At 43.3% G+C, this 12,669-nt stretch carries 7 protein-coding genes; 4 read left to right on the top strand and 3 right to left on the bottom strand.

The genetic code is table 11. The annotated features are described in order from the left end of the window. Positions 1-191: 191 nt before the first annotated feature. On the bottom strand, positions 192-3,416 hold the full coding sequence (locus R3E32_23405; GenBank protein ID MEZ4887701.1) for a PQQ-dependent sugar dehydrogenase: 3,225 nt from the start codon (positions 3,414-3,416) through the stop codon (positions 192-194). Positions 3,417-3,530: 114 nt separating this feature from the next. Here R3E32_23405 and R3E32_23400 point away from each other — a divergent pair, with 114 nt between their 5' ends. Next, a complete protein-coding gene (locus R3E32_23400; protein ID MEZ4887700.1) occupies positions 3,531-4,640 on the top strand; it encodes a D-TA family PLP-dependent enzyme in 1,110 nt (369 codons plus the stop codon). 98 nt (positions 4,641-4,738) lie between these two features. Next, positions 4,739-5,368, top strand: coding sequence for a hypothetical protein (locus R3E32_23395; GenBank protein ID MEZ4887699.1), 630 nt, complete (start codon positions 4,739-4,741; stop codon positions 5,366-5,368). Here the strand turns inward: R3E32_23395 and R3E32_23390 are convergent. Both R3E32_23390 and R3E32_23385 read right to left on the bottom strand, forming a co-directional pair. Next, the gene (locus R3E32_23390; GenBank protein MEZ4887698.1) at positions 5,365-8,055 is read right to left on the bottom strand and encodes a PQQ-dependent sugar dehydrogenase; all 2,691 of its coding nucleotides are present in this window, start codon (positions 8,053-8,055) and stop codon (positions 5,365-5,367) included. The genes R3E32_23395 and R3E32_23390 overlap by 4 nt on opposite strands. Positions 8,056-8,208: 153 nt before the next feature. Next, positions 8,209-8,778 (bottom strand): DUF4256 domain-containing protein, encoded by a 570-nt coding sequence (locus R3E32_23385; protein ID MEZ4887697.1) that lies wholly within the window; start codon positions 8,776-8,778, stop codon positions 8,209-8,211. A gap of 160 nt (positions 8,779-8,938) precedes the next feature. Here R3E32_23385 and R3E32_23380 point away from each other — a divergent pair, with 160 nt between their 5' ends. Next, positions 8,939-11,371, top strand: coding sequence for a hypothetical protein (locus R3E32_23380; protein ID MEZ4887696.1), 2,433 nt, complete (start codon positions 8,939-8,941; stop codon positions 11,369-11,371). An 88-nt stretch (positions 11,372-11,459) separates the two neighbouring features. Continuing rightward, positions 11,460-12,632: an MFS transporter gene (locus R3E32_23375; GenBank protein ID MEZ4887695.1), complete on the top strand. Its 1,173-nt coding sequence runs from the start codon at positions 11,460-11,462 to the stop codon at positions 12,630-12,632. Positions 12,633-12,669: the final 37 nt, after the last annotated feature.

Genomic DNA, 12,669 nt, shown 5'->3' with positions numbered 1-12,669 from the left:
AAATACACATACTATAGAAAGTCCCCCTCCTTTGGAGGGGATAGGGGATGTCGGTTATCAATCAGAACAAATATATAAACAAATTCATTTTTTCACAAATCCTTTTCCCTTTTAAGATTAAGCACCCCAAACATCCCCCTCCCTCGGAGGGGAATACACATACTATAGAAAGTCCCCCTCCCTCGGAGGGGTTAGGGGAGGTCGTCAAACCCCACCCAATCCACATCCACCAATCCCCATCCAATCTTCTCTTTCCCAACATCCTCAAAACCCACATAAAAATCTCGTTTCCCTTCAATCCCTTCAATCAAAATCGAAACCACTCGCCAATCCTCCGAACTTGAAGCAGACTTAGGCGCAAGCTCCACACTCCCAATCACCTCACCATCAGGCGCATCAACCCTAAGCATCACCCGACAATCATCCGCCACATTTACCCTAAGATTCACCTTCTTCACTCCCTTCAAATCCACCCCATCAAAACGCATGTAAGCCCCATCCTGCACCCCACACAGCATCACCAACTCCCGATTCTCCCCAAAAGAACACAACTCCGATTGATGAAAAAAGTCCGCATCCCCAAAATCCAACTTAGGTGGCTTCAAAATCAAGGTTTCACACACGTCCATCGCTTCAAAATCACCCGCCCCTTTGTCCGTATAATTTGCAGTTAAAACAAAAGCTCCTTTTTTTGGGTTTTTTCCCTTCAAATCCATATCAACCACTCCTTTCAAAGGCATACTTTTCTCCTCCAAAGACAAAATATAGCGAGCCATTGCAGCCGCTTCCTGTTCACTCAATTGCGGATGCGCTGCCATCAAACGTTCACCCCAAACACCATTGCCACCCTTGATGATTTTGGAAGCCAAATAATTAACCGACTGTTCATTGAAGGGATATTTTTGGGCGATTTGGCGGTAAGCAGGAATGATACTCGGTTTCTCCAAATCGTGACAAGTATAGCAGTCGCTTTTTTTCATCAAAAAACTACCCTCCAGATGCTGAATCGAACCTTTCGGCAAAGCCATTTTACCCAACTCAATCGCCTCCACATAACTTTCATCCTTCAAATAAGACCAAGACACAAAAACATTTGCAGCGTCAATGCCTCCATTTTTTTCATCCTCACGGTCTGCAATTTTGACCGCATACCCCGCACTTGTATTCGGAAAGAAAAAAGAACGGTTGCCCGAATAATTTAGCGCAATTGCAGGTGGTTCATTGCCGACTTGTATCTTCGTTTCAGCCATTGCAGAAACTCCACGCGAGTCTGTCACCTTCAATTTTGCCGTATAAATGCCCACTTCATTGAAGGTAAATTCCACCTTTTCACCAATCGCTTGCGCCTCCTTTTCCTCCGTAAAAAACCACTCAAAAGTTAGCAAAGAATCCTCCAAATCGTAGTCAAAACTTTCGACAGCCGAAAACTGAACCGTGTGAGGGGCAGCACCATTTGGTTTGTCCACCAATAGATTCGGAACAGGCGCACGATTGCCATTCGCAAACTCAATTCGGGACAAAGTAGCATCGGGATTGTTCAAAAAATACTGCCGACCATACTCCAAAATATACATCGCACCATCAGGACCAAACACCATGTCAATCGGTTTCGACAAAGGCATTTCGGGCCAAAAAGGTTCTATTTGCTTCAAATCACCCTGTGCATCAAAACTCACCGCCAAAATCCAAGACCTCGCCCATTCATAGATAAACATTTTACCATTGTAGTAATCAGGGAATTGCACCTTAGAGTCGTAGTCCTTCACATACTGACTTTGGTAGTAAATCGGCCCACACATCGCACTCCTTCCCCCTTCTCCCAAAATCGGAAACTCCTCCGATTTGCTGTATGGATACCAAATCATCGGCAGTTGAGCAGGCGGCAATACCTTCGCACCCGTATTGAAGGGCGAAAGATTGACAGGACGCATCGGGTTTTGCACCGCCCCAACCGTATCCATCGCAAAATCTCGGTCGGGATAGGCTTTATTGTCGCCCACAAAATAAGGCCAACCATAATTGCCCGCTTGTCGAGCCTGATTCCATTCATCGTAACTTTGCGGCCCATATTTGGGTGAATCTGCGCCTGCATCAGGTCCCACATCGCCCCAATACAAAAAGTTTGTTTTCCCATCAATCGCAATTCGGAAGGGGTTTCGTGCGCCCATCACATAGATTTCGGGCCGCCCCTCACTACCATCTTTCGCAAACAAATTGCCGTCAGGAATCGAATAATCCCCATTTTCATCCACCTTGATTCGCAAGATTTTCCCCCTCAAATCGTGGGTGTTTGACGAACCTTTTTGGGCATCAAAAGGCGCTCTGCCAGGACGTTCATCCAAAGGAGAATAGCCATCCGATTCTTTAGAACTCGTATTGTCGCCCGTCGAAAGATACAACAACTCATCGGGCCCAAACTCCACCGAACCACCTGAATGACAACAAGTTTCTCGCTGCACCAACACTTTCATCACCACTTTTTCTGAACTCGGCAAAATCGTGTCGCCCAACAACAAAAAACGGGAAAGATATTGATACGACACATCACAAGGAGGCGAATAGTAGAGGTAGAGGTAAAAATTTTCCTTGCCAAATTTTGGGTCTAAAGCCAAACCCAGCAGACCATCTTCGTAATTTCCTTCCGTACACACATCAAAATTCCCAATCACCTTCGTTTCCTTCAATTTGGGGTCGTACATTTTCATCAAACCCCTCCGCTCAATAAACACCACCTTCCCATCAGGCAATACGTCCAACTCCATCGGTTCATACACACTATCATCCAAAACCACCTTGTTGAAGCGGTTAAAGTCAGGTGTTTTGAGGCTTTGAGCTTTTGAAGGGAAACGCTTGTTTTCACCTATGGCAAAAAGGATTTTTTCCTTCAATTCTTCCGTTTCACTTTCCACCAAAACAACCCTATCGTTATTTTCCTTCAATTTATCTCCTTCAAAAAAAGCTGCCAACCAAGCCCATTCATAAGGATTTGGTTTTGGACTATTCAACACCATCAAACCGCCTCCCATTTGCACGTACCGCCTGATGGCATTTTGGTGTTGTATCTTCAAATTATTGACCAAAAAACCATCCAGCACCAAAGCACTATACGAAAGCAAGGTTTCTTCATTCAAATTCTCTAAATCACTGGCCAACAATACTTCCTTGTTTTCGCTTGCTGCAATATCTTGGATTTGCTGCAACAATTCCTTTGAAGGTTGTACTTTGGTAGTGTCCGATACGGTGACAATGAGTAGTTTGGGTATTTTTGAAGTGTAAGGGGTTTCACTGCAAGAAATCAGAAAAATTAGAGGAATGAACAAGAGTAAGAAAGGATATCGCATATTGTTTGTTTGAGTTTGAAGCAAATTGAAGAACAATATACTGATATTGCCCGATTGCAGTAAGAAAAGGCGCATACAGAAATATTCATTCCTTTCTTTTTTATCAAATACCCACTTTTAATTTGCAGCCTCGAAGAAAAACTATAAATTCCTAACAATTCAACAATTCAACCATCAAACAATCCTACAATGAGTTGGTACACCGTCCAAAACATCCACCAAATAGATTCTCCTGCTCTACTCGTTTACCCCAATCGAGTCCGTCAAAATATCGAATCTGCCATTCAAACCGCAGAAGGAATTGACCGCCTCCGCCCACACGTCAAAACCCATAAAATGGGGGAAATCATCCGAATGCACGTAGAAGAATACGGCATCACAAAATTCAAATGTGCGACCATTGCAGAGGCGGAAATGATAGCCTTGAATGGCGGCAAAGATGTGATTTTGGCACATCAGCCGACAGACACCAAAATTCCCCGTTTATTGAAGTTGATGCAGAATTTTCCCGAAGTCAAATGGCGAACTTTGGTCGATAATGAAGCGACTGCAAGGCAATTGTCTAAAGTTTGGAAAGAGGCTGATTTGCAGATAAATGTATTGCTGGACATCAACAATGGTTATCACCGAAGTGGCATCAAAGCGAATCAAGTCGCCTTCAATTTGTACGAATTGGTGGTCGAATTGCCTCATTTAGAGATAGGTGGCTTGCACGTATATGATGGACACATTCACCATGGCAATTTTGAGGAGCGCAAGGATTGGGCGGAACAAGATTTTGTGGGTGTAGATGAATTTGTGAAACAATTGAAGGAAGCGAGTTTTGAAGTACCTTTGATTGTAGCAGGTGGAAGTCCGACTTTTCCTGTTCATGCCGAAAATCAAGCGGTGGAATTGAGTCCTGGCACTTACGTTTTTTGGGATGCAGGTTATGGTGAGGCGTTTCCCGATATGGATTTTGAGCCTGCAGCTTTGGTGATGACCCGCATTATCAGCGTATTGGATGAAAATCGGGTTTGTGTGGATTTAGGTCATAAGTCTATTGCCTCAGAAAACCCTTTGCAGAATCGGGTGCGTTTTCTCAACTTCAATGTCGAAAAGTTTTTGGTACACAGCGAAGAACATTTAGTCTTGCAGTCACCTGATGCGAAGATTGCAAAGGTGGGTGATGTGTTGTATGGCATTCCTTTTCATATATGTCCGACCGTGGCTTTGCACGAAGAAGCGGCGATTGTGAGAGAGGGTAAGGTGACTGAGTTTTGGAAGGTGGTGGCGAGGAAACGGAAGATTAGTGTTTAGTGAACTCTAAAGATTATCTAAAGGTGTTGTCAAGAACAAGTAGGTAAGCGAATTTGTTAGCGATAATACAATAGTAATTTTCTTTATTTTTTCATCTTATGATAACAACAACTTCAAATATTTCTCAAAACATTTCAGTACTGACCATTCCCGATGCGATGATTTATGAATGGTTGGATGGGCAAGGTTTAGGCTATAAAGGATATGAAGAAGTTTTGGAGGGCAAGAAAAAATTAGAAGATATTATGGGTAGTAGTGCGATTCAAGTGGTTATTATCTCCGCCATTCTGCGATTTTTGTATAAAAACTTGCCCGAAGACCAATATGAAATTGTCACCAATGAAGCAGGAATTCATATAGATAACAAGAATAACTTGGCTATGGACATCGCTATCTATCAAGTAGAAATATTGAAGGCTGCGGAGATTGGCGACAAATATTTGGATGTTGTCCCAACCGTAGTGATTGAAGTAGATACAAAGGCTGATACGGAGGATTTTGAAAGTGCCATCAACTACTATCACTCGAAAACCGAAAAATTGTTAAATTTTGGTGTAGAAAAGGTAATTTGGATAACGAGTAGTACCGAAAAAGTAATGGTTGCTTTGCCTGATGCCGACTGGACAACCTCCAATTGGAACAAGGAAATTGAAGTATTGGATGGTATTCGTTTTTCGGTAGGAAAATTGTTGAATGACAGGAAAATTATTGTGAACAAGGAAGATTAATCCACCACAATCTTAGCACGACTTTCAACAACCTGATTCCCCTTCACCTCCACAATATACACTCCTTTTGGGAAAGTGGCCATTTCCCAAGTCACTTCCGTTTTTTGGGGCAGAATGTTCACTTTTTTGCTCGTTATCTCACGTCCCACCAAATCGTACCAAGTAACCTCCACCGTTTCCGCCTCCAAAGCAATGATAGACAAGGTCAAGACATCACTTACAGGATTGGGAAACCAGTTCACCACAAAAGGTAGTTTTTCGGGATTGTCAATATCTATGCTAAACTCGCTAAACAATTGACTCGTCCGCACTATCTGTTTGGGCGTATGCAAACCACTCCAAAACAACTGAATAGAAGCATTCCCCCCCGAGTCAAAATACTCCAATCGGATAGGATATTTTTTGCCCGCCTCCAAGGTAATCCGACCTGTTGTTTCAAGAGCAGGATGTGACATCCATCCATCAATAATTAAAAAATCATCAACAAACAGCCGAGTCCCATCGTCCGAAATCACATGAAAAGTATATTCCTCGCTAAAAAGCGGCTCTACCCAACCCAGCCAACGAACCTGAAAATTCTCATCGTTGATGAGCTCATTTGGAGAACCTATTCCCCAATCAAAATCAATAAACGGGTCTAAATTCGTCCAATGAGCAGTAGAATCCAAATCTCCCAAATTGCCGTTGTAGTAATTGCCCATCAAACCATCTCCATCACTAAACGGAACGTACTCATATTCAACTTGGAGTGTACTGTCTTTTTGCGGTGTAAAAAAACTGTTGAGGCGGTCAGCATCCTCATTTTCCCATTGCCGAAAAGCATACAATTTCCCGTCCAATTCCTGCGAAAAAGGAGCAGACAAATTGCGTTCTATCCCCTTCACACTCTCAAAAGTATGCGGCAAAGGAACAAACTGACCATCCAAATTAATTGAAAGCCCTGTGGGTTCACTCGTCAAAGTAATGTTCACCGTTTCGGGAAAAACATCGGTAAAAGTGGTCTTCGTAAGTCCTTCACTGTCCGTAGCTGTGAGATAAATACGGTACCAAACATTGGCAGACGTTTCGCCCACATTTGCCGTTTGGTATTCACCGCCCATGATACCTATTGTGGGCTGCAATGCGGGGTGTTTATGCTCATCGTGGTGAAAATCAATCTTCCAGCGAAAATTGGCTGCCTCCAATTCTCCATCCTCCAAATCTATCGCTTTCCCTTCAAAGACAATCACCTGACCTGCTTGGTAAGTCGTTGTGCTTAGAGGCGAAACAATCGTGGGAGTCGGTCGGGTATTGGAGGTCACGGTCAAAAGGGCTTCTTCGCTAATGACTTCACCTAAATTATTGCTGACTTTGCAGCGAAAAACACTGCCATTGTCCTCCAATGTCAAATCCGATACCATATAGGTGTCTGCAATCGCTCCTTCAATGTCCACTTCGTTTCGTTGCCATTGATAACTAAGCGGTTGCCCACCTGCTGCCTTCACCGAAAAAATCGCTTCTTCGCCAATAGGCAACAAAACCGAACGGGGTTGCACCGAAATAAAAGGCGCATTGTTGCCCGTATAAGAAATTTTCCACAAGGCTCCGTTCCAACTCGAAGTGTTGTCTTCTTGCGAGCCACCGCCCAATCCTGCTCGCTCCAAATAGTAAAAATCCCCTTCGGGTGTCACCTTGAAGTTCAAAGGGCGGTGAACACCCGTTGCAAAAGTCTGCTCAACCACACCCGTTTGTGGGTTCAAAACTTTGATATAGCCTTTGCAGTAATCGCCAAAGAAAAATTTATCGTGGTATTGTTCGGGAAAAGTTTTGTTGGAAGGACTGTAAAAAGCTGCGCCAATGACCGAACAACCCAAGCCATGACTGTAAGCATACAAAGGGTCTCGGTAGTTTTCAGGAACTTCTTGATTCGTGCGAAATCCCTCCAAAATAGACCAGCCATAATTTCCGCCCTTTTCGACCGCATTTACTTCTTCAAACAAAAAACCGCCTACATCACAAGCAAAAATTCGATTGGTGCTGTGTTCAATCGCCATGCTAAAAGGATTGCGAAAACCCAAAGCCCAAATCGCTCGATATTTTCCCTCCAACTCTGCATAAAAAGGATTGTCGGTCGGAATACTACCATCTGAATTGATTCGCAATATTTTACCCAACAAAGTATTCGTATTCTGAGAATTAGAAGGTTGAGAACCCTCCCCTGTTGCAATGAATAAAGTGCCATCTGCTCCAAATTCCATTGCTCCGCCATTGTGCACTGAGCCCAACAATTCATCCAACTCCAACAATACTACTTCGCTCCCTGCAAGTGCCAAATTTCCATTGGCGGTAATGCGGCTTACCCGATTGTGGTTTTCTCCAAGAACGGTATAATAGATGTACAGATAGTTGTTTTCCTCAAAATTGGGGTCAAACACTATCCCACTCAATCCACGCTCATTGCTGTTGTCCAAGTCCAAAACCAAAAAAGGTTCGGGCAACAATTCGCCATCTTCAACAATCAAAATACGTCCGTTTTTTTCGGCAATGAACACACGCCCATCAGGTGCCAATGCCATGCTCGTTGGGTCTAAACCTGTGGCTATCTGCACTTCTACAAATCCTGTGGGTAGGTCGGCTGCTTGGAGTAAATGGGAAGAATGGAGGCTGAAAAAGAACAACAAGGTGAAAATCAAGTAAAAGAATCTCATTTTTTGAATCGTTTTTGAAGTGCAAAAATAACAAAGATGTTTTTGTAAATGGGTAGGATGGTTGTCGTTTTTGATGTCTTTGGTAAGGTAAATTGCCTTCAAAAATTGGATTTGTTAAACTCTTATTGTTGGATTAAGTTATTCATCCAAAATTTACACCCTCAACACACCTCGAAACCCTCTCGCAGCATAGTAAGATTGTGCGCCATTGTGATACACAAATACATGGTTGTAGCGAAAATCGGCAAAGATTGCACCACCAAGTTTTCTAATCTCAGAAGGGGTTTTGACCCAGTTTGATGTTTTTGTATCGAAATTTCCAAGTTGCTGCAATGCTCTATATTCTTCTTCTGTTAAAAGTTCAACACCCATAGCAGCAGCCATATCAACAGCGTTATTCTTCGGTTTGTGTTCTTTCCTTGACTGCAATCCTTCACGGTCGTAACACACGCTTCTCCGACCTTTAGGACTTTCTGATGAACAGTCATAAAAAATGTATTCGTCCGTATTTGCATCGTAATCCACCACATCTGGCTCACCACCAGTCACTTCCATTTCGTTGAGTGACCACAGTTTTTCAGGATGAGCTTCCAACTTTGCTTGTACTTTAGCCCATTCAAGACCTTTATGGCGGTTCTTGTTTTTCTCAAAGCGGGTTTTCAATGCTTCAAGCAATTCTTCACCTTGTTCTGGTGACAGCTCTTTTATATGTGTCTTTGTCATGATTCTATTATTTTTATTCGCTTACGATACAATATCCTCATATTTTCCATAGCAACAAAACTCCTCTTTAATTTTTGAGGCTTCCTTTGCCCTAAATCGATAGGATTGCAGTCCTTTTTATTATCTTAGCTACGTCAAACACGTATAAAATAGCCAATCAATGAACTACAAACTACTAAACTTATCACTCACTCTCCTATTCCTATCCTTCAATGCTTGCAATTCGCCCAGCAATCCAAACCTGCAAGCAGTAGAAACCCTTGCCCAAAAAGTAGCAAATGCTCCACAATTGAAGGGCAAAACAACCTATTTGACATCGCCTTATGTGACAGCGGGCGATAGGGTCTATATGGTCGGACATCAAAATGGAAGTTTCCCAGATATGGGCTGGCACGTCAAGGGTGAAATGGGTGGAATTTGGGACCATCCGATTAAGTTGATGGACGGTTTTGCGGTGCAAATTGCAGACACCAAAACCCAAAAATTGGCTTGTTTAGACAATGCCAAGGAGTTTGTCAATTATCCTTTTGCAAATCGCAATGTCTTTGACATTAAGGATTTAGACCTAGTGGTAGAAAGGTTTCAATTCGTGCCTTCCCTAAAAGAAGGAATCGTAGTAGAGTTTGTGCTGCAAAATCAAAGTGCCGAAAACCGTCAATTGATTTTTGACTTCAATGGCATGGTGGACTTGCGGCCCGTGTGGTTGGGGGAGCGCACCGATATGATAGACGGGAGTGATTTTGCGATGTGGAATGAAAAAGAAAATGCCATTGTTGCCAAAGACAGTTTGAATAATTGGTTCACCATTTTTGGGTCAGATATACCTCCTTCAAAGCACCAAATCGGTACTGCTTCCTGCAATTTTGAGCGACTCGGCAAAGGCATCAATGCTCAATTGCAGTATGAGTTGAACATTGAAGGAAAAGAAACGGCTTTGATGCGCTTTTTTATTGCAGGTTCTTCAAAATCAGAACAGGCTGCAATGGAAACTTTGCAGGACATTCGCCAAAACTATGAGGAGGATTTGAAGAAAAAAGAAGAAGATTATCAACGTTTTGCGAATACTTCAAAGCTTACCATTCCAGATAAAGACATCGAACAGGCTTTTGAGTGGGTGAAATACAATACCGATTGGCTGGTGCGAAGTGTGCCTGAAATTGGAACGGGGCTTGGGGCAGGTATTGACGATTATCCGTGGTGGTTTGGCTGCGACAATACCTATTCGCTGCAAGGTGTTTTGGCGATTGGTCGCCCTACTTTGGTCAAACTCAACTTGAATTTGCTGCACTATTTGTCAAAAGTAAACAATGGCGACAACGGGCGCATAATGCACGAAGCTTCTACGAATGGGGCGGTTTACAACTTGGGAAACATCAACGAAACGCCTCATTTCACTTCAATGGTTTGGAAGGCTTATGAATGGACAGGTTCAGAGGATATTTTGAAGGACTACTATGCTTTCTGCAAAAAGGGCATGAATTGGCTCTTGGAGGAAAATGACAAGGATAAAAACCTTTTACCTGATGGCGCAGGTATGATGGAGATTCACGGTTTGCATAGCGAAATGATTGATGTGGCGGTTTACACGCAGCAGGGTTTTGTGGATTTGGCAAAGATGGCGACTGCAATGGGAGAAACGGATTTTGCAGCCGAATGTCGAGAGAAAGCGGACAAATTGAAGGAGAAAATCAACACCGATTTTTGGGTGGAGGACTTCAATTCTTACGCCGATTTTATCAGTACACCAAAAGAGGCCATGCACTTGATTGACAATGCCATTGTGCGTGCGGATACGCTCAACAAACCGTGGGCAGTGGAGGAATTGAAGGCTACCAAAGAGCAGATTGCAGCTTATCCTCCGAATGAAAAGCGGGGTTTTGTGGTGCATCACAATTGGGTGGTCAATACACCGATGGAAATGGGTATTGCAGACCAAGATAAGGCAATTCGGGCTTTGGAAACGGGTAGCCGTTTTGTGAATCCTTTTGGAATGTTTGTGACGGGCATTGACCGAGATGCGAGTGCCGAAACAGAGGACGGTTCTTTTGCAGCCGACAAAAAGATTTTTTCTTATACAGGGGCAGTAATGACTTTACCGACTGGTGTACAGGCGATTGCAGAGGCAAATTATGGCAGGGCGGATGAGTCTTTGGCGTATTTGAAGCGAATGGTCAAGAGTTTTGGCTATGCTTTGCCTGGCTCGATGTATGAGGTTTCGCCCGATTTTGGGATGATGGTGCAGGAGTGGAATGTGTATGCTTTGGCTGCACCGATTGTGCGGAATTACTTTGGGATTCAACCCGAAGCGTACAACAAAAAAATAGTGCTTGCACCCGAAATGCCGAGTTCTTGGAAGGAGGCAACATTGGAGGATGTCCCTGTTGGAGATAACCGAATTGGTATTGAGAAAACGACTGCAAATGGCAAAACGACCTTCAAGTTGACACAATCTTTGGCGGATTGGGAGTTGGAGTTTCGATGTCCAACTATTGCAAAGGAAGTGGAGGTGAATGGTGAAATGTTAGAGGTAGAACGGGATGGGGATAAGGCGGTTTTGAAATTGAAGGGAAGGGAGAATGTGGTGGTTTTTTGAACACAGAGGCACAGAGGCACAGAGTTTTTTTTTGAGTGAGGAGATAAGGAGGTTTCTTATCTTGCAGCTTGAAAACAAAAAAAATAATATGCTCCAAAAACTTCCTCTCGACCATTGGCTGCGCTTGGCTACGGTTGGTTTTATTGCGACAACAGGTTTGGGTATTCTGACCATTTTGCCGCTGGTGTTGGGTGAACTGCACGAACACTATGACTTTTCAAAAGAACTGATAGGCTGGTTTGCAGCGATTAACATTACGGGTATTGCTTTTGGTGGTTTGATTACCGCTTTGGTGATTCACAGAGTGGGCATGGTTCGGCTGATACAAATAGGTTTGTTGGGGCTGATGGGCTGCGAAATAGCTTCAATGTTTCTGCTTGATTCGCCCTATTTGTTGGTGCTTCGATTGGTGGCGGGTATGTTTGCAGGAGTGGCATACGCTTCGAGCCTGACCTCGTTTACTGTGTTGAAAACACCTGTGAAGGGATACAGTATTTATGTCTTGGTCTATTGTCTATTGAGTGCCATTATTTTCCCGTTTATGCCCAGTGTTTTGCACAATTTTGGCTTGCAGGCAGGATTTGTTTTTTTGGTTGGAATGACTATTCTCGCTCTTTTGGTGAGTCCTTCTTTGGCTGTTTTTCAACGAAAGAGCCACGATTTTCACCTCCCCCCTTTGCAACTGTCTGCATTGGTTCGCAATCCCACTATTTTGCTGGTTTTGTTGGCTTATTATGCACTTCAATTGAGCGGCGGCGTTCTTTGGGCGTACATCGAATTGATTGGAGAAGCCAAAATGCTGTCTGAACACTTCATTGCCAATACACTATCAATCGGTAATGTAATCGTGATTCCTTTTGCCTTGGTGATTTATTGGTTCAATGACAAAGGGGGTTTGGCATTGCCAATTTTCGGTGGTTTGGGCATTTTTGCAGTCAGTTTGTTGGCGATTTATTTTACTTCTAGTCCATGGGGCTACGCCATTGGCACTGTTTTTTATATGGGAATATGGGCTTTTATCATGGCTTTTTACCAAAGTATTCAAGCCCAGCACGATCCTCAAGGAAAGGTCATAGCTTTGGGGGCATTCATCAATATGTTGGGACAGGCTACGGGTCCTGCTTTGGCGGCCATGTTTTTGGGGAATCAACCCTATGTCAATATCGTTGGGTTGGCTTTGGTGGGGTTGACGGTGAGTTTTGCAGGAATTTTTTCGAGTGTTTTGGCATTGGAGCGAAAGGTTGTGCCTGAATTAAAATGAAAAATTAAAACGAAAATATTAATTTTAGTCCTTGATT

Source organism: Chitinophagales bacterium, from assembly GCA_041392475.1.
In the GTDB taxonomy this organism is placed as follows: domain Bacteria; phylum Bacteroidota; class Bacteroidia; order Chitinophagales; family UBA2359; genus JAUHXA01.
The sequence above is the reverse complement of the archived record's forward strand: the minus strand, read 5'-3'. Positions and strand labels throughout refer to the sequence as shown.